The organism is Luteimonas sp. MJ250, assembly GCF_039548455.1.
In the GTDB taxonomy this organism is placed as follows: Bacteria; Pseudomonadota; Gammaproteobacteria; order Xanthomonadales; family Xanthomonadaceae; genus Luteimonas.
The window spans coordinates 413475-438244 of the sequence record NZ_JBCLVB010000010.1; the positions used below are offsets into that span (position 1 = coordinate 413475).

Genomic DNA, 24770 nt, shown 5'->3' on the forward strand with positions numbered 1-24770 from the left:
CTTCAGGGTGCGAGGTCGGCCAGTGCGGTGTTGACGCGACGGCGGCGCGTGTCGAGCGCGCCCTGTGTCGGCTGCACGTCGACGTCGGCATCGCCGGCGCCACGGCCGAGGATGAAGGCGATCAGCGCCTGCACCGTGGCGGGGTCGTCGTCGAAGCCGCCATGGGTGGTGGCGCGCGATGAGTCGGGCGTGCCCAGCGGCCGGTCGTTGGGCGCCTGCACCCACGCCAGCCGGCCGCGCGTGATCAACTCGCGCACGCGCTCGTGTCCCCAGGCCTGGTCGCCGGGCGTCGCCGCTTCGATGAAGCGCGCCATGCCCGCGATCGGCGTGCCCTGGCGCAGGCGGTTGTCGATCCAGCTGCGCGGCTGCTTTTCGAACGCGCGCGCCACCAGGTACAGCAGCGACTTGTTGTAGATGCGCAGGCAGTGGTCGTCCTGCTCGGCGCTGTCGGTGAGGGTGAACAGCGCGCCGCGCGCCACCTGGCGCGAACTCAACGCCGGGACATAGGCCTGGATGAAGGTGTCCATGTCGACCGCCGGCGCCCACAGGGTGACGCTGGCCAGGCGCCCGCCCATGCCGAGCATGCCGTGCGCCGGGCCGCCGATGACCTGGCCGGGGCGCGTGAACAGCTGCACCAGCGGCGCCATCAGGATGCTGCCCGCGCTGTGCGCGGCGACGTGGATCTCGACCGAAGGATCCTCGCGCCGCCATTCGTCGAGCAGGCGCGCGACCTGCGCCGCGCCGCCGTGTTCGATGGTGCCGCCGCCGGGCTGCGCGCGCACGGCGGTGGTGGCCAGCAGCGCGTTCTCCTTCATCTCGTCCCACATCGCCTTGCCGCCGATGGCGCGCGCCAGCGGTTCGATGGTGTCGTCGAGGCGGTCGAGCAGCAGGTCCCTGGCCTTCTCCACCAGCCCCTCGCTGCGCGGCCGGGCGGCGTCTTTCAGGATGTTGCCCAGCGTGGTCCAGAGGTCGGTCTTCCAGACGAAGCACAGCGGGTAGATCTCCTCGCGCAGCATGGCTTCGCGGTAGTCGGCCACGCGCTGGATGGCGGCTTCTTCCGGCACCAGGCCGCCGTGGGCGTAAAGCAGCACGCGCTTCTTCTTCCAGCCGGCGGTGGCCGCGCGCATGTCGCGGCGCACGATGTTGCGCACGTCGTCCTGGGTGCAGGCGAAGCGGCCGTCGCAGCGCAATGCGCCGTTGTTGCCGAGGCTGATCACATGCGGACGCAGGTCGGCCTGTGAATAGCCCACCGACTGCCGGCCCAGCGGCGAGTTGCTGACCGCGGCCGAGCTGGCGCGGTCGAACTCCACCGGCACCGCAAGGCGCGCGACCCAGACGTCGCTGCCGCGCTCCAGCCATTCGTCGTAGCTGACGTGGCCGTAGCCCGCGCGGCCCCAGCGCGTGCCCCAGGAGTTCTGGATCCAGAAACCGTTGCGGTCGTAGCCGACGATGGCGAAGGCGTGCCAACCCACCACCGGCTGCCGCGCCCAGGCGATGCGGCCGCTGGCCGGCGGTGCGTGCCAGCCTTCGTGCACGGCGGCGGAGGCGTAGAGCACGCCGGTTTCGGCGAAGGCGGCGTGCATCGCGACCAGGTCGCGGTGGTTGACGCGCGCATAGGCGCCGAGCGGATTGCGCAGCGCGTCGCGCGCGCGTTCGTCGGTATAGGACTCGACGTGCAGGCCGGGCGTCCACGGCCAGAGCTCCTCGGCGCAGACGCCGTGGCGGTGCCAGGCCTTCATCGCGCCGCGGCAGCTGGATCCGGAATAGCCCTCGCCTTCCCACTCGTCGTAGCGCCGGGCCATGTCGTAGAACATGCGCGTGCTGACAATGCCGGGGTCGGTTTCCGGGCGCCGGCGGCGCAGCAGCGCGTGGGCGACGGTGGCCAGGCCGAAGGCAGTGCAGGCGCCGTCATCGCCCTGGTCGAGCACGGGCACGCCCTGCTCCATGAAACGTTCCAGCGGCGCCAGCGTGGGCACGTCGACCAGGGTGGGCTCGAACATGCGGTCGCGGAAATCGGCGGTGTCCGGGCGGGCATCGAACAGCCGCTGCCTGCCGGTGTTGAAGCCGTTGATCGCGGGCGGTACGGCCGGTCGCATGGCGGAAGCTGCAGTGGGCGGTACAGCGGGTGTGGAAGCGGCCATGTCGGGTATCTCCCTCGTCTACCTCAGCCAACCAGCCCCCTGCAGGAGCAGCTATAGCTGCGGCCCGGGGCCGCCGCAAGCCCTGTGGCATCGGCGGGATCGGTCGCAGCTATAGCTGCTCCCACAAAAGCACTAAAGTGCTGCAATTCGCGGATGGGGGTGGCGGTGATCACACGGGCACGGCGCATTGCGCTCTGGGGGGCGTTCTCGCTGCTGGCGCTGGTCGGCAGCGGCCTGCTGCTGGCCGACCACCTGACGCCGCCCAACAGCGGCACGCCGTCCCGGGCGCTGCCGGTGGCGGCGGATCACACGCCGCTGGACCGCGAGCTCGAACCATTGCTCGCGGGCAATCCGGGCAAGACCGGGGCGCTCACGCTGGTCGACGGCATCGATGCCTTTGCCGCGCGCGCGATGTCGGCGCGGCAGGCCGGACGCAGCCTCGACCTGCAGTACTACATCTGGCACGACGACCTCACCGGCCGCCTGTTGGCGCGCGAGGCGTGGCAAGCGGCGGAGCGTGGCGTGCGCGTGCGCCTGCTGCTCGACGACATCAACGCCGGCGGCAAGGACACGCCACTGATGGTGTTCGACGGCCACCCCAACATCGAGGTGCGCCTGTACAACCCCTTCCGGAATCGCAGCGGCATCGCGCGGCTGCTGGAGATGCTGCAGCGCGGCTTCAGCCTCAACCACCGCATGCACAACAAGGCCTGGATCGCCGACGGCCGGGTCGCGATCGTGGGCGGGCGCAACATCGGCCTGGAGTACTTCAGCGCTTCGGAAACCAGCAACTTCCACGACCTCGACCTGCTGCTGTTCGGGCCCGAGGTGGCGCAGGCGAGCGTGATCTTCGACAGGTTCTGGAACAGCGAGGCGGTGGTTCCGCTGTCCGACCTGGGCGGGCTGAGCATGCAGGACATCCGCGACATCGTCGGCCTGATCGGTACCGAGGCCGACACCGCGGACGCGCAGCGCTACCTGCGGCGCGTCGACTCGTCGCCCAGCGTCCGCGCCTACGTGGACCAGGCGCTCACGCCGCACTGGAGCGACCGCATCCATATCGTCTCCGACCCGCCGGTGAAGGGCCGCGGCGACGACAGCTCGGACTGGCTGGTCGGGCAGGTCGATGCCAGCCTGCGCGCCGCGAAACGGGCGGCGCTGCTGGTGTCACCCTACTTCGTGCCGGGGGAGGACACATCCGACGTGCTCACCGGCCTGGCCGCGAACGGCGTGCACGTGGGCGTGGTCACCAACTCGCTGGCCGCCAACGACGTCGTGGCCGTGCACGGCGGCTATGCGAAGTACCGCAAGCGCCTGCTGGCCGGCGGCGTGCACCTGTACGAGCTGCGCCCCGAGGCCGCGACCGGTGACGCCAATGGCGACGGCAACGGCGGGAGCGATGACGACAGCGGACGCCCGCGCGCCGGCCGGGTCGGCAGCAGCGGCGCCAGCCTGCACACCAAGGCCTTCCTGGTGGATGACACCCACGGCTTCATCGGCTCCTACAACCTCGACCCGCGCTCGGCGTACCTGAATACGGAAATGGGCGTGTTCTTCGATGATCCCGGCCTCGCCGCGGACCTCCGCGCCGAATACCTGCACCTGGCAGGATCCGGCATCAGTTGGAAGGTGGGCCTGGACGCCGACGGCGACCTGGCCTGGCTGGACGCCGCAGGTCCGGAGCCACGCCTGCTGCACCGCGAACCCGAAGCCAGCCGCTGGCGCCGCCTGCAGGCCCTCGTGTTCCGCCACCTCCCCCTCGAATCGCAGCTGTAGCGACGGGAGATCGACCGTGGGAGCAGCTCTAGCTGCTGCCACAGGCGGGCCCGCGATGCTGCGCTGCGCCATCGAGTCCGGCGCCCGATCGCGGGCAAACGGGCTGGCGGCAGCGTAGAATGCCGCGCCTGTCGCCCCTGCCTGCGTGTCCTGCGGCCCGGCGACTGGAAAACCAGCCATTTACCCATAACCACCGGCAGTCGCCCGCGTCCAGCGCGGCAGCGCGCGCCGGCTGCGGAGTCCGGAATGATCTTCGAGCACCTCGATACCTACGGCCACGAGCAGGTCGTGTTCTGCCACAACAAGGACGCGGGCCTGAAGGCCATCATCGCCATCCACAACACCGTGCTGGGGCCGGCGCTGGGCGGCACCCGCATGTGGCCCTACAAGAGCGAGGCCGAGGCGCTCAACGACGTGCTGCGCCTGTCGCGTGGCATGACCTACAAGAACGCGGTCGCCGGCCTCGACATCGGCGGCGGCAAGGCCGTCATCATCGGCAACCCGGCCACCGACAAGTCCGAAGCGCTGTTCCGCGCCTTCGGCCAGGCCGTGCAGTCGCTGGGCGGTCGCTACATCACCGCCGAGGACGTCGGCATCGACGTCAACGACATGGAATACGTGTACCGCGAGACCGAGTTCGTGACCGGCGTGCACCAGGTGCACGGCGGTTCGGGCGACCCCTCGCCGTTCACCGCCTACGGCACGCTGCAGGGCCTGATGGCCGCGCTGAACGCGAAGTTCGGTGATGAGGAAGTCGGCAAGTACAGCCACGCCGTGCAGGGCCTCGGCCACGTCGGCATGGAGTACGTGAAGCTGCTCAAGGAGCGCGGCGCGAAGATCTTCGTCACCGACATCAACCAGGCGCTGGTCGACAAGGCCGTGAACGAATACGGCTGCGAGGCCGTGGGCCTGGACGAGATCTACGACGTCGACGCCGACGTGTACTCGCCCTGCGCCCTGGGCGGCACCGTCAACGAAGAGACCCTGCCGCGCCTGAAGGCGAAGATCATCTGCGGCTCGGCCAACAACCAGCTGGCCAACAACGCGATCGGCGACGAAGTCGAGAAACGCGGCATCCTGTATGCGCCGGACTACGCGGTCAACGCCGGCGGCGTGATGAACGTGGCGCTGGAGATGACCGGCTACAACCGCGAGCGCGCCATGCGCCAGATGCGTTCGATCTACCACAACGTGTCGCGCATCTTCGAGATCGCCAAGCGCGACGGCATCCCGACCTACAAGGCCGCCGACCGCATGGCCGAAGAGCGCATCGAGGTCATGGGCAAGCTCAAGCTGCCGATGGGCCGCACCACGCCGCGCTTCCACGGCCGCATCCGCGGCGGCGCGTAAGCAGCCGCGATTTCGACAAGACGACGGGGCCTGGCGCCCCGTCGTTGTTTCAGCACACCGGGCCGCGCGCAGGATGCGCCGGTCGCACTGTATGGAGTCACCGACATGCGCACCTTCCCCCTGGGCGAAGAGCTCGACGCACTGCGCGAGGCCGTCCGCCGCTTCGCCGCGGCCGAGATCGCCCCGATCGCCGAAGCCGTGGACCGCGACAACGCCTTCCCGCAGGAACTGTGGCCGAAGCTGGGCGAGATGGGCCTGCTCGGCCTGACCGTGCCCGGCGAATACGGCGGCAGCGAAATGGGCTATCTGGCCCACCTGGTGGCGATGGAAGAGATTTCGCGCGCCTCGGGTTCGATCGGCCTGAGCTACGGCGCGCACTCCAACCTCTGCGTCAACAACCTGCACCACAACGGCAGCGCCGCGCAGCGCGCGAAGTACCTGCCGAAGCTGTGCAGCGGCGAATGGAAGGGCGCGCTGGCGATGAGCGAGCCGGGCGCGGGCTCCGACGTGGTCGGTTCGATGGCCTGCCGCGCCGAGCTACGAGGCGACACGTGGGTCGCCAACGGCAACAAGATGTGGATCACCAACGGCCCCGAGGCCGACGTGCTGATCGTCTACATGCGTACTGCCGGCAAGGAGGCAGGCAGCCGCTCGATGACCGCGTTCATCGTCGAGCGTGGCATGAAGGGCTTCAGCACCGCGCAGAAGCTGGACAAGCTCGGGATGCGCGGCAGCAACACCTGCGAGCTGGTGTTCGAGAACTGCGAAATCCCGGCCGAAAACGTGCTGGGCGAGGTCAACCAGGGCGTGAAGGTGCTGATGGGCGGCCTGGACACCGAGCGCCTGGTGCTGAGCGGCGGGCCGATCGGCCTGATGCAGGCCGCGCTGGATGCCGCCCTGCCTTACGTCCGCGAGCGCCGCCAGTTCGACGCCGCCATCGGCACCTTCGGCATCATGCAGGCCAAGATCGCCGACATGTACACCGCGCTGCAGTCATCGCGCGCCTACGCCTACCAGGTGGCGCGCGACTACGACGCCGGCCATCGCTCGCGCATCGACCCGGCGAGCTGCCTGCTGCACGCGTCCGAGGCCGCGGTGCAGGTGGCGCTGGAAGGCATCCAGGCGCTGGGTGGCAACGGCTACATCAACGAGTACCCGACCGGGCGGATCCTGCGCGACGCCAAGCTGTACGCGATCGGCGCCGGCACCAACGAGATCCGCCGCATGCTGATCGGCCGCGAGCTCTTCGAAGGCCGCAGCTGAGCGGGGAAGCTGCAACCCTCCCCTCCCACAGGGCTTCGGCTCCACTTCTGCTGAGGGCATCCGCCGCGGGGCGCCTCAGAAGGCCTGGTTGTAGCGCAGCGACAGCATGCGGTCCTGGCCGCGCGGTCCGAAGCGCTGGTCGTAGCCGAAGCCCAGCGCCGCGCTGCGCCCCAGCCACGTCTGCACGCTCAGCCCTGCCATGCCGCCCGAGCGCGCCGGCGAGTGCCCGGCCAGCGGAGCCCACGCGTCGACGCCGACGAAGCTTGCTTGCACGTCGAATCCGCTCGCCGCCAGGGTCTGCTGCCATTCGCCGTAGCCCTGCAGCGCCAGGCCGTTCCACTCGCGCTTCAGGCGCAGGCCGGCGATGGCCTGGCTGCGCTCGGCATCCCAGGCTTCGGTCCGCAGGCCGAAGCCTTCGGCGCCACCCTCGTTGAAGCCGTCGCTGCGGAGGCGCACGTGCTCGGCACCCAGGTAGGGTGACAGCGCGAAGCCCCCGGCGTGGACGCGGTAGCCGGCCTCCACGCTGGCCATGGTGTAGTTCCCCGAATATCGGCTGGAGACCCCGGAGGTGCGGTCGCCAGCGAACAGCCGGCGCTCGATATCGCGCTGGAAACGGCCGCTGCCGGCCTGGCCGATCAGCCAGGCATCGCCCAGCACCCGGCCGGCGTAGGCCGTGCCCGAGGCCTGGCGGTCATGCGAGCGGTCGCCGAGGCCGGGGACGCGGCCATGGGCGCGCGTCTCGCCAAAGGAGAAGCCGGCGACGCCGCCATTGCCCAGCGCGCCGTCGCGGCCGATCACCCAGCCGTCCAGCGCGAAGCCGTTTCCGGCAAAGCCGCCTTCGCCGCCATCGCCCAGCGCGCGCGTCCACGCACCGGCGCCGTGGACGCCACCGTCGAGGCCATCGAAGCGCGCCGACAGTGCGCGCCGGCCCATGTCGATCGTATCCAGCGTCATTGCCACCGAGGCCGCGTGCAGCTCGCCGGACAGGCTCGACAGCGCACCGGTCGCACCCGCCTGGGTATCGATGCGCTGCAGCTGTCCCGCCACGCGGATGAAGCCTTCGGCGACCGCGCCATCGCCGCCGCCGTGCCCCTGGTCGATGACCCGGAAGGCCTGCTCCACGCGCCTGGCCGAGGCCAGCGCCGCCGGCGTGATCCGGCTGAAGCCCGCCGCGGTGCTGGCGACGTCCAGCCGCGTGATGTCGAGCCAGACTTCCTGCAGCTCGTAGTCCAGGCTGCCTTCCAGGAACACGCCGTCGGCCCAGGTCAGGCCGTCGAACTCGCCATTGACCCCGTCCAGCGCGAACAGCAGCAGCTCGCGGTCGGTGGTGGTGTAACCCGCCTTCACGCCCGCGACATGCACGTCGCCACCCTCGATGTCGGCACGGCCACCGACGTTGAGGTACTGGCCCAGGTCGATCGCGAACGTCGCGCCGTCGCGATGCAGGTAATTGCCGCCCACCGCGACGTAATCGGCCTCGCTTCCGCTGTACAGGCCGCGCACGTGCAGCGTGCCGGCATTGTCCAGGCTGCCCCCGACCAGGCCGGTGACGGCGAAGTAGCCATCCGCATCCACGCGCACGTTCGAAGAAACGGTGTCGGCGTCCACCCGGCCCTCTTCGATGCGCAGGCCGCCATGATTGTCTGCGCTGCCGGCGAGGACCAGGGTGCCGTCGCCGCGCTTGACCACGGTGCCATCGCCCCTCAGGTCGTTGCGCCAGGTCGATGTGCCACCGTCGAAGTCCGCCACGATCTCACCCCAGTCCAGGCGCGCGGGCCCGCGGACCGCCTGCGCCACGTCCAGCGCGCCGTGGCCGAAGACCTCGTCCACGCCGGACGCACCCAGGTCGGTCGCGGTGCCCAGCAGGGTCTGGCGCACGGCATCGTTGTCGAAATACGGGAACGCTTCCCAGACCAGCGCCGCCGCACCCGAGACCAGGGGCGCGGCCAGCGACGTGCCCGACCATCGCCAATACTCCGGATTGTCGGGCGCATCGTCGGTCCCGGTGACCACCACGCTGCCCGGCGCGACCATGCAGTAGTCCATCGCGATGCCGCAGGCATTGGAATATCCGGCAAGTTTCGCCGGGTCGTCGGCATCAAGCGCACCGACGGTGATCCAGCCCCGGGCCAGGTCGGCCGCAGGCATGCTTCCGCCCGCCCCCGCCTGGCTTGGCAGCGCCGCCATGTCCGACGGATCGGCAAAGCCGGAGTTGCCGTTGGCGAAGACCACCAGCCCGTCATGCCCGACGATGAAGGGGCGGTACTCCGAAGCGATGCCGGAGGTGGCGTCGGGGTTGGTCCAGTACAGGCCGCCCCAGGAGTTGTTCATGATCCGGACGTCGCGGTTGATCAGGTCCTGGTGGATGCCTGCCAGCCCCAGCGGGCCATCGACCTCGTTGCCTTCACCCGAGCCATCGTCTTCCGGCGGTTCATCGCCGATGATCCGCGCCGACACGATTTCAGCGCCCGGGGCGATGCCACCGGGCCACCTGCCGAAGGGCTGGCCCGCCGCCGCCTGCGCCACCGCCGTGCCATGGCCGACCACATCGTCCACCGCCAGGTTGTTGCGGCTGCCGCTGATGTAGGTGAGGTTCGACACCACGCGGTTGCCGAAGGCGGGGTGGTTGCGGTTGACGCCGCTGTCGATGATGCCGATGCGGATCCCGGCGCCGCTGAGGCCCTGGGCGTGCGCGCTGCCGGCGGAGGTGTCCAGCAGGTGCCCGCTGTAGGCGGGATCCGGCGGCTCCACCACCGGCGGCGAGGGCGGTGGCGGCGGTGGCGCCATGGGTGGCGGATCAGGCCTTGTAGCGCCCCCGCCGCCCCCGCCGCCCCCGCCACCACAGGCCGCCAGTACTGCAGCGGCAAGCACCCCGGTCACACCGGACTTCGCGTTCCACGTCATTGCCGTCTCCCCGACGCTGTTTCCCAGGCCACTGATTACGCGAAAACAGGCGCCGGGCCAAGCCGGGGCGGACCGGACCAACGGCGGATGGCGGTGGCATGCTGCAGTGCGATAATGGCCGCACACATCCACTCTGGAGTCTTCCCATGACCGACGTCGTCATCGTGGGTGCCAAGCGCACCGCCATCGGTTCCATGCTTGGCCAGTTCACCGGTGTCCCCACGCCCACCCTCGGCGCCGCTGCGATCGAAGGCGCGCTCGCGCACGGTGGCGTGGCCGCCGACCAGGTCGAGGAAGTGATCATGGGCTGCGTGCTGCCGGCAGGCCTCGGCCAGGCGCCCGCGCGCCAGGCGTCGCGCGCCTCCGGGATTCCGGACGCCGCCGGCGCCACCACCATCAACAAGGTCTGCGGCTCGGGCATGAAGGCGATCATGCTGGCGCACGACATCATCAAGGCCGGCTCGGCCAGGGTGGTCGTGGCCGGCGGCATGGAGTCGATGACCAACGCGCCGCACCTGCTCAACGGCTCGCGCACCGGCATCCGCTACGGCACCGCGCAGTTCCTCGACCACATGGCCCATGACGGCCTGACCAACCCCGACGACGGCCAGGCCATGGGCGTGTTCGGCGATGCCACCTGCGCCAGGCTCGGCTTCACGCGCGAGGCCGTCGACGCGTTTTCGGCCGAGAGCGCGCGCCGCGCGCAGAAGGCGATCGCCGACGGCACGTTCAAGGACGAGATCGCCCCGGTGACGGTCAAGACCCGCAAGGGCGAGGTGGTGGCCGATACCGACGAGGAGCCCGGCAAGGTCAACCTGGAGAAGATCCCGGGCCTGCGCGCGGCCTTCGGCAAGGAGGGCGTGCTGACCGCGGCCTCGTCGTCGAAGATCTCCGACGGCGCCGCCGCCGCCGTGCTGATGTCGGCCGAAGAAGCCGCGAGCCGCGGCCTGCAGCCGCTGGCGCGCATCGTCGCCCACGCCACCCATGCCCAGGCCCCGGAGTGGTTCACCACCGCGCCCATCCAGGCGATCACCAACGTGCTGGACAAGGCCGGCTGGAAGATCGAGGACGTGGACCTGTTCGAGATCAACGAAGCCTTTTCCGTCGTGGCCATGGCGCCGATGCAGGAGCTGGGCATCCCCCACGAGCGCTTGAACGTCAACGGCGGCGCGGTCGCGCTGGGCCATCCGATCGGCGCCAGCGGCGCCCGCCTGGTGGTGACCCTGCTGCACGCCCTGAAGGCGCGCGGCGGCAAGCGCGGCGTGGCCTCGCTGTGCATCGGCGGCGGCGAGGCCACGGCGATCGCGGTCGAGCTGGCCTGAACCCCGGCGGCGGCTGCTGACGCGGTCTTTACAAGTCCGGATTCAAACTATCGCTTGACAGTCGTTCGAGGCTTGTCATCATGCTATCCGGCGCACCTGTGTGCGTTCACCAATTTCACGACGAGGAATGTATCAATGAGCATCAACAAGCTGCTGATCGCGCTGACGCTGGGCCTGGGTCTGGCCGCCTGCTCGAACACTGACCAGGCTGCCAACGCCGCCGCCGACGCCGCCGAGGCCGCTGACCAGGCTGCCGCCGACGCCGCGCTGGCCGGTACCTCCGCCGCCGACGCCGCTGCCGAAAGCGCCGCCGCTGCTGCCGACGCCGCTGCTGACGCCGCTGCCGACGCCGCTGTTGCGGTCGACGGCGAGGCTGCCGACGCCGCTGCCGACGTTGCCGGCGCCGCCGCCGACGCCGCCGACGAAGCTGCCGAAGCCACCGAAGAAGCTGCCGACGAGGTCACGGACGGCCAGTAACAGCGGCTGCTCCACTGCTTCAAGGCACCACGCAAGACCGGAGAGCCGCTGGATTCCAGCGGCTTTTCCGTATCCCCCCGCCGGCTGAGACGCCGGTCCCTTCGATGACAAGGAACCTATCAATCATGAAGATGAAGACCGCACTTCTCGTTGCCGCATGCACGCTGGCCATGGCCGCATGCCAGAACGACACCGCCACCGCGCAGCAGGAAGCCAACGAGGCCGAAGCCGCCATGGAGCGTGCCGGTGACGCCACCCGTGACGCCGCCTCCGCCGCCGGCGATGCCGCCTCGGAAGGTTGGGACGCCGCCGCCGCCGCGACCGGCGAAGCCGCCGCGGAAGCCGAAGTCGCCGCCGACCAGGCCGCCGCCGACGCCGAAGCCGCCGCGCGCAACATGACCGAAGAGGCGCGTGCCGCCGCAGCCGAGGCCGAGGCCGCTTCGCGCGAAGCGACCGCAGACGCCCTGGACAACGCGTCCGAAGCCGCCGACAACGCCGCGGACGACGTCCGCAACTGATCGACGCGCAACATCCGACAGGCCCGCTCCGGCGGGCCTGTCGCCACTCCCGGTATGCTTGGCGGCTTCCCACAGTTCGCCGGCCACCGCATGCCCGTACTCGATTCCAGCCTGGATCCTCGCTCTCAGGAGTTCCAGGACACCGTCGCCTACCATCGCGCGCTGGTCGCCGAACTCGACCGCCGCCTCGCGCGTGCCGCTGACGGCGGTGGCGAGAAGGCGCTGCAGAAACACATCGCCCGCGGCAAGCTGCCGGCGCGCGAACGCATCGCCGCCCTGCTCGACCCGGGCTCGCCCTTCCTCGAGATCGCACCGCTTGCCGCCGAAGGCATGTACGACGACGCCGCGCCCGCGGCCGGCATGGTCTGTGGCATCGGCCGGGTCATGGGCCAGGACGTGGTGGTCGTGGCCAACGACGCCACGGTCAAGGGCGGCACCTACTTCCCGATGACGGTCAAGAAGCACCTGCGCGCACAGGAAGTGGCGCGCGAGAACCACCTCCCCTGCGTCTACCTGGTCGACTCCGGCGGCGCCTTCCTGCCGCTGCAGGACGAGGTGTTCCCGGACCGCGAGCACTTCGGCCGCATCTTCTACAACCAGGCGCGGATGAGCGCGGAGAACATCCCGCAGGTCGCCGTGGTGATGGGCAGCTGCACCGCCGGCGGCGCCTATGTGCCCGCGATGTGCGACGAGAGCATCATCGTCAAGGACCAGGGCACGATCTTTCTTGGCGGCCCGCCGCTGGTGAAGGCGGCGACCGGTGAAGTCGTGGACGCCGAATCGCTCGGCGGCGCCGACGTGCATACCTCCGTCTCCGGCGTGGCCGACCATTTCGCCGAGGACGACCGCCACGCGCTGCAGATCGCGCGCGACATCGTCGGCACCTTCAACCGCCGCAAGGTGCTGCCGGTGGCGACCCGCCCGGTGGTGGAGCCGCGGTTCGCGGCCGAAGAGCTGTACGGCATCGTGCCGAAGGACACGCGGCGTCCGTTCGACATCCGCGAGGTGATCGCGCGCATCGTCGACGGCAGCGAATTCCAGGAGTTCAAGGCGCGCTACGGCAAGACCCTGGTCACCGGCTTCGCGCACCTGCACGGCTACCCGGTGGGCATTGTCGCCAACAACGGCATCCTGTTCGGCGAGAGCGCGCTGAAGGGCGCGCATTTCATCGAGCTGTGCAACCAGCGCGGCATCCCGCTGGTCTTCCTGCAGAACATCACCGGCTTCATGGTCGGCCGCAAGTACGAGAACGGCGGCATCGCCAAGGACGGGGCGAAGATGGTCACCGCCGTCGCGTGTTCCAGCGTGCCGAAGTTCACCGTGGTCATCGGCGGCAGCTTCGGTGCCGGCAACTACGCCATGTGCGGCCGCGCCTATGGCGCACGCTTCCTGTGGATGTGGCCGAACGCGCGCATCAGCGTGATGGGCGGCGAGCAGGCGGCGAGCGTGCTGGCGACGGTGAAGCGCGACGGTATCGAAGCACGCGGCGGCGACTGGAGCGCAGGCGACGAGGACGCCTTCAAGGCCCCGATCCGCGAGCAGTACGAACACCAGGGCAGCCCGTGGTACGCCACCGCCCGGCTGTGGGACGACGGCATCATCGACCCTGCCGACACCCGCCGCGTGCTGGGCCTGGCTGTCTCCGCGTCCCTCAACGCCCCGATCGAGCCGGCCAGGTTCGGCGTGTTCCGCATGTAACCCACGCACCTGCAGGAGCATCCATGCCTGCGATCGCGCCCTCCCCGTGGCGACCAGCGCCGCAAGAAATCCGCCTCCTCCGATCGCCGCCATAGCGGCTCCCACGAAGGCAGGAGGAGCTGCGCGGTGGCTTGCGGCAGCCGTAAGTCCTTGTCGGCCTTCAAATTAGTGAGCCATGTCACAGGCGCGTGAAGATATCCGCGTGCTATGTTCGGCCTCCACCGATCCCCCGACCGTCCCCCGAGGAAACACCGCGCCATGGCCATCTTCCCGCAAGGCTCCGCCAAGAAAGACAGCTCCCTGCCCTTCGGCAAGGACGCTTCCCCCGCATCGCGCGAGCCCAACCCCGCGGTGGCCGATTTCCAGCCGGCCGAGACTCCCTTCCAGCAGCAGGCCGCCAGCCGTCCCGCGCCGACGCCGGCCGCGCCGCAGGCCAGGGAATCGATCATCGCCTCCGACCTCACCATCGAGGGCAAGATTTCCGGCAGCGGCCACGTCCGCATTGCCGGCAAGTTCAAGGGCGACGTCAACGTCGAAGGCGACCTCACCATCGACAGCGGCGCGCGCCTCAACGGTGGCGTGCGCGCCAAGCGCGTGACCGTGGCCGGCGAGCTCGAGGGCAATATCGAATCCGCCGACCGGGTCGAGCTGCAGCCCTCCGCCGTGGTCATCGGCGACATCTCCGCCGGCACCCTGACCGTCGCCGCCGGCTCGCGCATCCGCGGCAACGTCGAGTGTGGCTGGGACGACGGTGCCAGCCCGGGCAAGGGCAAGGACGACAAGTCGCAGAAGGACAAGGCCGGCCTCGACCTGGTCCAGTGAGCGCACGCCCCGGCGCGGCAGGTGCCACGCGCACCTGCCCGCACTGCAAGACCACGATCCTGGAGAGCGCGACGGTCTGCCCGTCGTGCCGCCATTACCTGCGTTTCGACGACAGGTCGCAGCCGGCGCAGGTCACCCGCGCGCTGCAGGTGGAAGGCGAGATCCGCCACCCCGCCGAGGGCGGCGCCTGGGAATACTCGGTGGTGCTGACCATCCGCGACGACGAAGGCACCGAGGTCTCGCACCAGGTGGTGGGCGTTGGCGCCATCCACCCGGGCGACGCCCGCACCTTCACCCTGGCGGTGGAACTCATGCCCACCAACGACATGCGCCGCACGCCAAAAAAGCCCACCTCGCGGCACTGACCCCGACTCCTGCAGGGGTGCACCGCTATCATCGGGCTTTCCCCGCGGGAATCGCCGATGTCCTCCAACCTCACCGTCATCAGGCAAGGTGCGATCGCGCGCCTGCGCCTGGACCGTCCGTCCGTCCACAACGCATTCGACGACGCCCTGATCGCTGGGCTGACCGCGGCCCTCGAAGACCTGGGCGAAGACCGTTCAGTGCGCGTCGTGGTCCTCGAAGGTGCCGGCGCCTCGTTTTCGGCGGGGGCCGACCTCAACTGGATGCGCGGCATGGCGGCCGCGGGCGAAGCCGCAAACCGCGAAGATTCGCTGCGCCTGGCCAGGCTGATGCGCACCCTGGACGCGCTGCCCAAGCCCACGGTCGCGCGCGTGCACGGCGCGGCCTTCGGCGGCGGCGTGGGCCTGGTGGCCTGCTGTGACATCGCCATCGGCGTGCCGGACGCGAAGTTCGGCCTGACCGAAAGCCGCCTGGGCCTGTTGCCGGCGGTGATCTCGCCCTACGTCATCACCGCCATCGGCGCCCGCAACGCCCGCCGCTATTTCGCCACGGCCGAGGTATTCGACGCCGCGGAAGCGATGCGCATCGGCCTGCTGCACGCGGTCGTGCCGGCGGATGCGCTGGACGCCGCCATCGACCGCCAGATCGCCCTCCTCCTCAAGGCTGCCCCGCACGCGTCGGCCGACGCCAAGCGCCTGGTCCGCGAAGCCGCCGCGGCCACCGACCGCGACCGCCTCGACCATGACAACGCCGCGCTCATCGCCGCCCTGCGCGTCTCCGCCGAAGGCCAGGAGGGCCTGGCGGCGTTCCTCGACAAGCGCAAACCTGGCTGGGTCGACTGAAGGCAAGCGCTGATTGACCACGGATCCGCGCGGATTACCGGATCAGGCAGCATGACTGCGGACTGCGCGCGGAGCGGCAGGTGTGGGCCTCCTGCTCGACGTCGCTCCCCGTCCCGACTTCCGCCGCCGCGTTTTCTCATAGACTCCTCAGCCTGATCCGCGTAATCCGCGCAAATCCGCAGCCAAGAAAATGCTCTCGAAAATCCTCATAGCCAACCGCGGCGAAATCGCCTGCCGCGTCATCCGCACCGCCCGCCGCATGGGCATCGCCACCGTGGCGGTGTACTCTGAGGCCGATGCCGATGCGCAGCACGTGAAGCTGGCCGACGAGGCATATCCGATCGGCGGGCCGCGGCCGCAGGACAGCTACCTGCGCGGCGACGCGATCATCGCCGCGGCGCTGGCCAGCGGCGCGCAGGCAATCCATCCCGGCTACGGCTTCCTGAGCGAAAACGCCGACTTCGCCGATGCGGTCGAGGCCGCGGGCATGGTGTTCATCGGGCCGAAGGCGGAGTCGATGCGGCGCATGGGCAGCAAGGCCGGCGCCAAGGACCTGATGGCGGCGGCGGGCGTGCCCGTCGTGCCGGGCTACACCGGCGAGGACCAGTCGCCGGAGCTCCTGGCGCGCGAGGCCGGGCGCGTCGGCTTCCCGCTGATGATCAAGGCCGCGTTCGGCGGCGGCGGCAAGGGCATGCGCATCGTGCGCGCGGCCGACGAATTCCTGCCGGCGCTGGAAAGCTGCCAGCGCGAGGCGCGCAACGCCTTCGGCCGCGACCGGGTGCTGCTTGAGCGCTACATCGAGTCGCCGCGGCACATCGAGATCCAGGTGTTCGCGGATGCGCAGGGCAATACGATCCACCTCAACGAGCGCGAGTGCTCGGCGCAGCGCCGCTACCAGAAGGTGCTGGAAGAGGCACCCTCGCCCTTCCTGACCCCGGAGCTGCGCGCACGCATGGGCGAGGCCGCGGTGCTGGCCGCGCGCGCGATCGGCTACCAGAACGCCGGCACGGTGGAGTTCATCGTCGCGCCCTCGGGCGAGTTCTTCTTCATGGAGATCAACACGCGGCTGCAGGTCGAACATCCGGTGACCGAGATGGTGACCGGGCTCGACCTCGTCGAATGGCAGCTGCGCGTGGCCGCCGGCGAACCGCTGCCGCTGGCCCAGGACGAGGTGCCGCGGCGCGGCCATGCGATCGAGGTGCGCCTGTACGCGGAGGATCCCGACGCCGGCTTCCTGCCGGGCTCCGGCCGCCTGCAGCGCCTGCGCCTGCCGCGCGATGCCGACGGCGTGCGCATCGACTCGGGCGTGGTCGAGGGTGACGTGGTCACGATCTTCTATGACCCGATGATCGCCAAATTGATCGTCCATGGCGCCGACCGCGACGGTGCGCTGGCGCGGCTGCGGACGGCGCTGGCGGCCTGCGTGATCGAGGGGCCGAAGTCGAACATCGCCTTCCTCGAACGCCTGGCGCGGCATCCGGCCGTGGTCGAGGGGCGCATCGACACCGGCTACCTGGACCGGCACCTGGGCGAGTTCATCGGCGACGACGGCGACGACCAGGGCCACGCCGACGCCCGCACCGCCGCGGCGGTGGCGATGCTGCTCGCCGCCGAGGCCGAAGCCCGCTGCGCCGCCGCCGGCAGCGCCGACCCCGGCTCGCCCTGGGCCATCGCCGACGGCTGGCGCCTGGGGCATGCCGGCCTGCGCCGGCTGGTGCTGGGAGTGGGCGATGCGCGCCACGTTGCGATCGCGCACGGCGCCGCCGGCGACTACCGGATCGAATTCGACGATGCCGGGACGCTTGGCGTCGAAGGCGCGACCATGGCCTCTGGAGTCCTGCAAGCACGTTTCAACGGCCGGGGCCTGCGTTTCCCGGTCGATATCGATGGCGCTGCCGTGCTCGTCCATGACGGGCGCCGGCGCTGGCGCTTCGAGCGGATCGGCGCCTACGAGGCCACGCGCGGCGGCGAAACCGGCGGTGGCAACCGGGTTGCGGCGCCGATGCCCGGGCGTATCGTGGTCACCAGGGTGAAGCCGGGCGAGCACGTCAGCGAGGGACAGGAACTGCTGGTGATGGAAGCGATGAAGATGGAACTTGCGCTCAAGGCCCCGCGCGATGGCGTGGTTGCGGAGCTGCTTGCCGGCGAAGGCGACTTCGTCGAGGCCGACGCCGTGCTGGTCACCCTGGAAGACTGAAGTGGCCCGTCCCTGGCAGGTGCGCATCGTCGAGGTGGGTCCGCGCGACGGTCTCCAGAACGAGTCCGCGATGGTCTCCACCGCGGACAAGATCGAGCTGATCGACCGGCTGTCCGCCACCGGGCTGCAGACCGTGGAAGCAACCAGCTTCGTCAGCCCGAAGTGGGTCCCGCAGCTGGCCGATGCCGCCGAGGTCTACGCCGGCATCAGCCGCCGCGACGGCGTGGGCTACCCGGTGCTGGTGCCCAACCTGCAGGGCTACGAGCGCGCCCATGCCGCCGGTGCCGACGAGGTGGCGGTGTTCACCGCGGCCTCCGAGGCGTTCAACCGGCGCAACACCAACGCCGGCATCGACGAATCGCTTGCGCGCTTCGCACCGGTGCTCGAGCGCGCCCGCGCCGACGGCGTGCGCGTGCGCGGCTATGTGTCCACCGTGCTCGGCTGCCCCTACCAGGGCGCGGTACCGCTGGCCGACGTGGTCCGGGTGGCGCGCGCGCTGCACGCGATGGGCTGCCATGAGATCTCCCTGGGCGACACCATCGGCGTCGGCACGCCCGGCAAGGCGCGCGCCATGCTGCTGGCCGTGGCCGCCGAAGTGCCGATGCCGGCTCTCGCCGTGCACTTCCACGACACCTTCGGCCAGGCGCTGGCCAACGTGCTTGCCTGCCTCGAAGAAGGCGTGGCGGTGGTCGACGCCGCGGTCTCGGGTACGGGCGGCTGCCCCTACGCCAAGGGCGCCAGCGGCAACCTCGCCACCGAGGACCTGGTCTACATGCTGCAGGGGCTTGGCGTGGAGACGGGAGTCGACCTGGATGCGCTGGCCGACACCGGGACCTGGCTGTCCGGCATCCTCGGCCGCGCTACCGGCAGCAAAGTGGCCAGGGCGCTGTCCGCGCAGTGAACAGGTCGCGGCCGCCGGATCCGCCCGCGCAGCCATCAGCCGACGGTGCCAATGCGCAGGTCCTGGACGCGCTCGATGCCGCCGCCTGCGACCCGCTTGTCCCCGAACGCGCGCGCGCACTGCTGTGCGAGGCCGCCGCCGCGCTGCGCGCGGCCAGCGCCGACGCCCAGCATGCGCAGCTGCGCTACCGCGCCCTCTTCGACGCCGTGCCCGACCCGGTCAGCGTCATCAGCGCGGAAGGCACCGTGGTCGACCTCAACAAGGCCGGCATGGCGGCCTATCGCCGCCCGCGCCACGAGATCGTCGGCCAGCCGATCCACGTGCTCAATCCCGACCTGCCTGAAGACCACATGGCGCCGGTGCTGGAGGCGCTGGACCGCGGCGAGACCTTCGTCATCGAGGTCAGCAACATGCGCGCCGACGGCACCCGCTTCCCGGTGGAAGTGCATTCGGCCGGCTTCGACCACGAGGGCCAGCGCTGCGTCGTGGCCGTGGCGCGCGACCTCAGCCGGCGCCGCGAGGCAGAGGCGCGCTACCACGACCTGATGGAGGTGATGGACAAGGGCATCGTGATCCAGGCGGCGAACGCTGCGGTGCTGCATGCCAACACCGCCGCGCTGCGGATCCTGTCCCTGAACCAGGGCGAGCGGGTTCCGCGCGACGGCAGCCTGCCCCAGCACTGGATGCTGCTGCGCGCCGACGGCAGCGAGATGCCCATGTCGGAATTCCCCGCGATGCGTGCGCTGCGAGAGGGGCGGCTGGTGGGCAACACCCTCATCGGCCTCTACCACCGCCTGCGCCGGCGGCTGCTTTGGCTGTCGGTGACCGCGGTCCCGCATTTCGCCGCCGGTGCCGACAGGCCCGACCAGGTGCTGTCGATGTTTTCCGACGTCACCGAGCTCAAGCGCGACAGCGCCCTCTTCAACCGCGTGCAGTCGCTGGCCAGCATCGGCGGCTGGGAATGGGATCGCGCAAGCGGCCGGCTCTACCTCACCGACGAGGCCGCGCACATCCTGTCGCAGGTGCAGCGCCCGGCGTCCATGGACGCGGTGATGGCGTGCCTGCAGCAGGCCGATGCGGACCGGTTGCGCAGCGCCCTGGACACCTCCAGCGACGGCACCGGTTTCGAACTCGACCTGGAAGGCGCGCGTGCCGACGGCGCTGCGTTCTGGGTGCGCGTAATCGGCGAAAGCGGCTCCGGCGTGGCCGGCAAGGCGCGGGTCACCGGCACCCTGCAGGACATCACCACCAGCAAGCACGGCGAGCAAACCCTGCGCGTGCTGGCGCGCAGCGATCCGCTTACCGGACTGCTCAACCGCGACGCCATGCTGGAGGAGATCGCCACCCACCTCGGCGGCACCGACCTGGCGCCGGTGGCGGTGCTGTACATCGACCTGGACCGCTTCAAGCTGGTCAACGACGTGCTCGGCCACGCCGCCGGCGACATCCTGCTGGCCGCGGCCGCCGGGCGCCTGCGCGCGGCCGTGGGCGACCAGGGCCTGATCGCGCGCTTCGGTGGCGACGAGTTCCTGGTCGCCTGCGACTGCGGCGGCGACCAGGGGCGCCCCGAGCGCCTGGCCGACGCGATCCTCGACGCCTTCTCTGTGGGCTTCGGCTTCGACAAGGACGAGTTCGTGGTCACCGCCAGCATCGGCATCGCGCGCTCGCCGCAGGACGGCACCGACACGCAGTCGCTGATCCAGCACGCCGACGCGGCGATGTACGAAAGCAAGCGGCGCACGCGCAACGGCCGGCTGTCGTACACGCCGGCGCTGGCGCAGTCGCAGCGCGAGCGGCTGCAGTTCGAGACCCAGCTGCGCCACGCCGCGGACAACGACGAGTTCCATCTTGTCTACCAGCCGCAGGTCGAGCTGCACAGCGGACGCATCGTCGGCGCCGAGGCGCTGATCCGCTGGCGCAACCAGTGCCTGGGAGAAATGCGCCCGGACCATTTCATCGCCCAGGCCGAGGGCACCGGCGACATCGTGCGCATCGGCAACTGGGTGCTGCGCGAGGCCTGCCGCCAGGTCGCGGCCTGGCGCGACGACGGCCTCGGCATCGTGCGCATGGCGGTGAACGTGTCCTACCGGCAGCTGCTGGGCAGTGACCTTGTGGCATCCGTGAAAGGCCTGCTGCGCGAATTCGGGCTGCCCGGTTCAGCGCTTGAACTGGAGTTCACCGAGCGGGTGCTGATCAAGGACGCGCCGGAAACCGTGGGCAACTTCGCGACCCTGCGCGCGCTGGGCGTGACCCTGGCCATCGATGATTTCGGCGAGGGCTACAGCGCGCTCAACTACCTGCGCCGCCTGCCGATCCAGGGCCTGAAGCTGAGCCAGCTGTTCGTGGCCGGCGTGCCGCGCAACCAGTCCGACGTCGCCGTCTGCCAGGCGGTGGCCGGCATCGCGCGCAGCCTCGGCCTGGGGCTGGTGGCCGAGGGCATCGAGACCAAAGAGCAGCGCAGCTTCCTGCTCGACCTCGGCGTGCCGGTAGGCCAGGGCTTCCTGTTCGCGCCCGGCCTGCCGCCGGAGGAGTTCGCGGAGCGCCTTCGCGCAGGCGCGGAACGGCAGGCTGCCGCCCCGCACCAGCCCGTCAACCACCCGACAGGCCTGTAGGCACGGCTGATCAGACCTGTGGGAGCGTCCGTGGCTGCTCCCACATAAGCAATCGCGGCCTGGCTGCTCCTACAAAAGCAGGCTCGGTCGTGGCGTGCCGCAGTCCGGTAAAATCCACGGTTTCCGCTATCTCCGGGACCGCCATGCAAGCAGATTCGATCCGCGCCGTCGTCACCGGCGGTGTCTCCGGCCTCGGCCTCGCCGTCGCCACCCGCATCGTCGCCGATGGCGGCAAGGTCGCCCTGTTCGACGTCAACGACGACAAGGGCGCGGCCGCGATCGCGGCGCTGGGCGAAGCCAATGCGCGCTACTTCAGCACCGACGTCAGCAGCGAAGACGCAGTGGTCATGAACGTCGATGCGGCCAAGGCGTTCCTTGGCGGCTTGAACATGGTGGTCAACTGCGCCGGCATCCTCGGCGCCGGCCGCGTGCTCGGCCGCGACGGCGCGATGCCGCTGGGCCGCTTCCAGTCGACGGTGATGGTCAACCTGGTCGGCAGCTTCAACGTCGCCAAGGCCGGCGCCGCGCTGATGCAGCACAACGAGCCGGGCGAAGACGGCGAGCGCGGCGTGATCATCAACACAGCGTCAGTCGCGGCCTACGAAGGCCAGATCGGCCAGGCGGCGTACTCGGCGTCGAAGGGTGGCGTGGTCGGCATGACACTTCCCATGGCGCGCGAACTCGCCCGCTTCGGCATCCGCGTCAACACCATCGCGCCGGGCATCTTCTGGACGCCGATGATGGAAGGCATGCCCGAGGAGGTGCAGCAGTCGCTGTCGGCCTCGATCCCCTTCCCCTCGCGGCTCGGCCGCCCGGAAGAATTCGCCGACGTGGTCGCGTACATCGCCGGCAACCGCTACATCAACGGCGAGACCATCCGCCTCGACGGCGCCGTGCGCCTCGCACCCCGATAAGGATCCGGCAATGAAGGCTTACGACGTCAAGAAGGGCAACGTGGTCGAGCACAACGGCACCGTCTACCAGGTGCGCGACATCGACCGCAGCTCGCCGCAGGGCCGCGGCGGCAACGTGCGCTTCCGCTTCACCATGTACAGCGTGCCTGGCGGCAACAAGACCGACGCCTCGTTCGACGGCGATGACGAGCTGAAAGAAGTCGAGCTGCTGCGCCGCCAGGCCAGCTTCTCGTACAGGGACGGCGAGGCCTTCGTGTTCATGGACGATGAGGACTTCACGCCCTATACCCTCGACCCCGACGTGGTCGGCGACGATGCCGGCTACATCAGCGACGGACTCGGTGGCTGCTTCGTGCAGATCATCGACGACATGCCGATCGCGGTGCAGCTTCCGCAGACGGTGGCGCTGGAGGTCGTTGAAACGCCGCCGGAGCTCAAGGGCGGCACCGCCACCAAGCGTCCGAAGCCGGCGCGGCTCTCGACCGGCCTGGAAATCCAGGTGCCCGAGTACATCGCCAACGGCGAGCGCGTGCTGGTCAACACCACCAGCGGAGAGTTCTCCGGCCGCGCCGACTGATCGTCGCCGCTCCCACAGGTGGAGGGCGATGGATTGGCCAACGGGTATGGACTTGGCCGGGTCGCAGCCATGGCTGCTCCTACAGGTCGAGGCCGCCTTCGGCCTGGTGAAGCGCGCGCAGGTGCGCGCCGAGGGCGGTGACGTTGGCTTCGGTCTGTTGCAGTGATTCGCGCGCCGCAGGCGGCAACCAATCGCGTGCGGCCGCGTGCAGGCGCGTGTCCAGGTCACGCAGGCGGGCGGCGCGTTCACCGGCGCCGTCGCGAGCCTGCTCGCGCTCTGCAGCCTGCGGCAAACCGTAACCCGGTAGCGACACTAGCGCCGCAGGGCTCGCGAGCACGCCGCCCTGGCGCAGCGCCTCGGTCAGCAGGGGCAGCATTTCACCCGCATCTGCACCTGCACCTGCACTCGCATCCGCGTCCACACCCGCCTGCGTGGCGCTGGCCGCACGCTGGCTGCCGGCCTGGAACATGCGTCGCTTGAGCACATCCCGCGCGCGCTGCTCCTCGCGCCGCAGAGCGGCCTCCTCCAACAGCAGCAGCGCCGCCGAGACGCGCATGTCGCCCCGCTGCAACCACCGGGCACGCTGCGAAGGCACCGTGCGCAACCAGTCCTCCACATCGCGCGGTTCCAGCCCCAGGCCTTCGCGCGCGGTGTCGTACAGCGCCTGGTAGTGCGCACTCCAGGGTTCGAAGCGATAGCCCAGCCTGCGCGCCTCGTCGGGATCGGCCGGTACCTGCGCGTCATCCACCAGCCCGGCGCGGCGCAGCCGCCGCAGCAGGCCCTTGGGCGTGATGCTGTCGAGATCCGCCGCGGCCGCGCGCGGCAGGCCGTCATGCAGCAGCTTCCAGGTCTCGACCGCGCAGTTGTTGCCGATGAACCGGTAGCGCCCGTCGTAGCTCCAATGCACGTGCGCCGCACGCCGCAGCAGGCTGGCGATCCCATCGACCGAAAGACGCAGCGGGATCGAATCCAGCGGCCGCAGCTCCACGCGCGTGTACTCGTCCACCGCCTGCTGCAGCGGCAGCACGAACAGCCGCGACGGATAGCCACCCGTCAGCCCTCGCCAGCTCGACAGCTGCAGATCGTCCACGAACGCCCGGAACGACAGCACGCGATGATGCTCGAGGTCCAGGCGACACTCCGGCCCCAGCGCCCGGCCCGGCGCACAGACCACCAGGCGCAGCATGGTGTGCCCCCAGCGGCTCATCATCGCCTCGCCGTTGCCGGCCAGCAGATAGTCCACCGCCACCACGCGTGCAGGGTCGAGCTCCAGCAGCGGTTCCGCATCGGCATCGGCCAGCGCGCCCGCATCGACGTAGGGCAGCGTGTCCGCGCAGACGGGCGCCTCCGGTGACCAGCCGAAGTGTGCAGCGAAATGCGCGTGCAGGGCCGGCCGCCGACAGGCGTAGGCGCGATCGAGCAGGAAGTACTCCAGGTTCACCGCCACGAATTCCGCCGGCGAATGCAGCTCGTATGCATCCGGACTGCGCTCACCGAAGGCATTGTCCGCGCCGCGCCCCGGCCACAGCGGACGCACCTGCCAACCCGCCAGGTCAAGCAAGCGCGGATCGCGGGACAGCCCCTGCTCCCGGTCCCAGTCGTGCGCAAGCTCATGCACCAGCGCCGCCACGGCCGCGCGCGGCACGGCATCGATGCCCTCCGGCGGCGTGCTGTCCAACGACGCGCCGTCGAGCAACACCCGCGACAGCGCGATGCGTTCTCCCCGGATGCGCCCGTGCACATCCGCCGGCAGGTCATCGCGCCAGGACAGCCGCAGCGCACGCTCATGCGCGCGCCAACGCGGCGGCAGGCGCTCCAGCACTTCGGCCACCAGCATCTCCGTGGCGGCGGCCTCCGACACGGACAGCGCCGACACCGGCTCGATCCGAAGCCCAGTCGCCTGCGGCCCTGCGCCTTCCAACTGCAGGTCCACCGGCTGCGCCACTGCCGGTTCCAGGCTCACCGACTGCGCGGACACCGGCATTGCCACCTGCAACAACACACCCGCTGCCACCAGCGCGGCCGCGCACAAGCGAGCCCCGACCAACGCGCCGTACCGCGCGCCTTCGGCGAAACGTCGCGTCATGGCGGAA

18 protein-coding genes are annotated in these 24770 nt (G+C 70.3%); 15 read left to right on the forward strand and 3 right to left on the reverse strand.

Annotated features, from left to right (window positions below; translation table 11 throughout):
• Positions 1–2: 2 nt before the first annotated feature.
• A complete protein-coding gene (locus tag WCE37_RS05540) occupies positions 3–2096 on the reverse strand; it encodes a C1 family peptidase (protein ID WP_343278477.1) in 2094 nt (697 codons plus the stop codon).
• A gap of 210 nt (positions 2097–2306) precedes the next feature.
• Between WCE37_RS05540 and WCE37_RS05545 the strand changes: the two genes are divergently transcribed.
• The 3 genes from WCE37_RS05545 (at position 2307) to WCE37_RS05555 (ending at position 6530) form a co-directional block, all read left to right on the forward strand.
• Positions 2307–3917 carry a phospholipase D family protein gene (locus WCE37_RS05545; RefSeq protein ID WP_343275933.1) on the forward strand — a complete coding sequence of 537 codons (1611 nt, stop codon included), beginning with the start codon at positions 2307–2309 and terminating at the stop codon, positions 3915–3917.
• A 246-nt stretch (positions 3918–4163) separates the two neighbouring features.
• Positions 4164–5267, forward strand: a complete 1104-nt coding sequence (locus tag WCE37_RS05550; protein ID WP_343254104.1) for a Glu/Leu/Phe/Val dehydrogenase dimerization domain-containing protein — start codon at positions 4164–4166, stop codon at positions 5265–5267.
• Between the two features lie 105 nt (positions 5268–5372).
• A complete protein-coding gene (locus tag WCE37_RS05555; RefSeq protein ID WP_343278478.1) occupies positions 5373–6530 on the forward strand; it encodes an acyl-CoA dehydrogenase family protein in 1158 nt (385 codons plus the stop codon).
• Positions 6531–6605: 75 nt separating this feature from the next.
• On the opposite strand, the gene WCE37_RS05560 is transcribed toward WCE37_RS05555, so the two are convergent.
• The gene (locus WCE37_RS05560) at positions 6606–9434 is read right to left on the reverse strand and encodes a S8 family serine peptidase (RefSeq protein ID WP_343278479.1); all 2829 of its coding nucleotides are present in this window, start codon (positions 9432–9434) and stop codon (positions 6606–6608) included.
• A 146-nt stretch (positions 9435–9580) separates the two neighbouring features.
• Here WCE37_RS05560 and WCE37_RS05565 point away from each other — a divergent pair, with 146 nt between their 5' ends.
• The 12 genes from WCE37_RS05565 to yeiP all read left to right on the forward strand — a co-directional run bounded on the left by WCE37_RS05565 (position 9581) and on the right by yeiP (position 22677).
• Positions 9581–10756 (forward strand): acetyl-CoA C-acyltransferase, encoded by a 1176-nt coding sequence (locus tag WCE37_RS05565; RefSeq protein ID WP_343278480.1) that lies wholly within the window; start codon positions 9581–9583, stop codon positions 10754–10756.
• Between the two features lie 135 nt (positions 10757–10891).
• Positions 10892–11233, forward strand: coding sequence for a hypothetical protein (locus WCE37_RS05570; protein ID WP_343278481.1), 342 nt, complete (start codon positions 10892–10894; stop codon positions 11231–11233).
• Positions 11234–11358: 125 nt separating this feature from the next.
• Positions 11359–11751 (forward strand): hypothetical protein, encoded by a 393-nt coding sequence (locus tag WCE37_RS05575; RefSeq protein ID WP_343278482.1) that lies wholly within the window; start codon positions 11359–11361, stop codon positions 11749–11751.
• Between the two features lie 90 nt (positions 11752–11841).
• Entirely contained in the window at positions 11842–13449 is a 1608-nt protein-coding gene (locus WCE37_RS05580; protein WP_343278483.1) for a carboxyl transferase domain-containing protein, read from the forward strand.
• 258 nt (positions 13450–13707) lie between these two features.
• A complete protein-coding gene (locus WCE37_RS05585) occupies positions 13708–14271 on the forward strand; it encodes a polymer-forming cytoskeletal protein (RefSeq protein ID WP_343278485.1) in 564 nt (187 codons plus the stop codon).
• Positions 14268–14636: a hypothetical protein gene (locus tag WCE37_RS05590; protein WP_343278486.1), complete on the forward strand. Its 369-nt coding sequence runs from the start codon at positions 14268–14270 to the stop codon at positions 14634–14636. Before WCE37_RS05585 ends, WCE37_RS05590 begins: the two co-directional genes overlap by 4 nt.
• A gap of 57 nt (positions 14637–14693) precedes the next feature.
• The gene (locus WCE37_RS05595) at positions 14694–15476 is read left to right on the forward strand and encodes an enoyl-CoA hydratase-related protein (RefSeq protein WP_343278487.1); all 783 of its coding nucleotides are present in this window, start codon (positions 14694–14696) and stop codon (positions 15474–15476) included.
• 190 nt (positions 15477–15666) lie between these two features.
• A complete protein-coding gene (locus WCE37_RS05600; protein WP_343278488.1) occupies positions 15667–17673 on the forward strand; it encodes an acetyl/propionyl/methylcrotonyl-CoA carboxylase subunit alpha in 2007 nt (668 codons plus the stop codon).
• A gap of 1 nt (position 17674) precedes the next feature.
• Positions 17675–18574: a hydroxymethylglutaryl-CoA lyase gene (locus WCE37_RS05605; protein ID WP_343278489.1), complete on the forward strand. Its 900-nt coding sequence runs from the start codon at positions 17675–17677 to the stop codon at positions 18572–18574.
• On the forward strand, positions 18571–21186 hold the full coding sequence (locus WCE37_RS05610; protein ID WP_343278490.1) for an EAL domain-containing protein: 2616 nt from the start codon (positions 18571–18573) through the stop codon (positions 21184–21186). Before WCE37_RS05605 ends, WCE37_RS05610 begins: the two co-directional genes overlap by 4 nt.
• 143 nt (positions 21187–21329) lie before the next feature.
• Positions 21330–22100: an SDR family NAD(P)-dependent oxidoreductase gene (locus tag WCE37_RS05615; protein WP_343254091.1), complete on the forward strand. Its 771-nt coding sequence runs from the start codon at positions 21330–21332 to the stop codon at positions 22098–22100.
• A gap of 10 nt (positions 22101–22110) precedes the next feature.
• Positions 22111–22677: an elongation factor P-like protein YeiP gene (yeiP, locus tag WCE37_RS05620; protein WP_343254090.1), complete on the forward strand. Its 567-nt coding sequence runs from the start codon at positions 22111–22113 to the stop codon at positions 22675–22677.
• Between the two features lie 79 nt (positions 22678–22756).
• Here the strand turns inward: yeiP and WCE37_RS05625 are convergent, their stop codons facing one another.
• Complete coding sequence (locus tag WCE37_RS05625; RefSeq protein WP_343278492.1) at positions 22757–24763, reverse strand: DUF4105 domain-containing protein; 2007 nt, start codon at positions 24761–24763, stop codon at positions 22757–22759.
• Between the last annotated feature and the right edge of the window lie 7 nt (positions 24764–24770).

What these genes read in the sequence shown, in the direction of transcription:
- WCE37_RS05540 (WP_343278477.1), bottom strand. Translation starts at nt 2,096, where the DNA reads ATGCGACCGGCCGTACCGCCCGCGATCAACGGCTTCAACACCGGCAGG.
- WCE37_RS05550 (WP_343254104.1), top strand. Translation starts at nt 4,164, where the DNA reads ATGATCTTCGAGCACCTCGATACCTACGGCCACGAGCAGGTCGTGTTC.
- WCE37_RS05555 (WP_343278478.1), top strand. Translation starts at nt 5,373, where the DNA reads ATGCGCACCTTCCCCCTGGGCGAAGAGCTCGACGCACTGCGCGAGGCC.
- WCE37_RS05560 (WP_343278479.1), bottom strand. Translation starts at nt 9,434, where the DNA reads ATGACGTGGAACGCGAAGTCCGGTGTGACCGGGGTGCTTGCCGCTGCA.
- WCE37_RS05565 (WP_343278480.1), top strand. Translation starts at nt 9,581, where the DNA reads ATGACCGACGTCGTCATCGTGGGTGCCAAGCGCACCGCCATCGGTTCC.
- WCE37_RS05570 (WP_343278481.1), top strand. Translation starts at nt 10,892, where the DNA reads ATGAGCATCAACAAGCTGCTGATCGCGCTGACGCTGGGCCTGGGTCTG.
- WCE37_RS05575 (WP_343278482.1), top strand. Translation starts at nt 11,359, where the DNA reads ATGAAGATGAAGACCGCACTTCTCGTTGCCGCATGCACGCTGGCCATG.
- WCE37_RS05580 (WP_343278483.1), top strand. Translation starts at nt 11,842, where the DNA reads ATGCCCGTACTCGATTCCAGCCTGGATCCTCGCTCTCAGGAGTTCCAG.
- WCE37_RS05585 (WP_343278485.1), top strand. Translation starts at nt 13,708, where the DNA reads ATGGCCATCTTCCCGCAAGGCTCCGCCAAGAAAGACAGCTCCCTGCCC.
- WCE37_RS05595 (WP_343278487.1), top strand. Translation starts at nt 14,694, where the DNA reads ATGTCCTCCAACCTCACCGTCATCAGGCAAGGTGCGATCGCGCGCCTG.
- WCE37_RS05600 (WP_343278488.1), top strand. Translation starts at nt 15,667, where the DNA reads ATGCTCTCGAAAATCCTCATAGCCAACCGCGGCGAAATCGCCTGCCGC.
- WCE37_RS05615 (WP_343254091.1), top strand. Translation starts at nt 21,330, where the DNA reads ATGCAAGCAGATTCGATCCGCGCCGTCGTCACCGGCGGTGTCTCCGGC.
- yeiP (WP_343254090.1), top strand. Translation starts at nt 22,111, where the DNA reads ATGAAGGCTTACGACGTCAAGAAGGGCAACGTGGTCGAGCACAACGGC.
- WCE37_RS05625 (WP_343278492.1), bottom strand. Translation starts at nt 24,763, where the DNA reads ATGACGCGACGTTTCGCCGAAGGCGCGCGGTACGGCGCGTTGGTCGGG.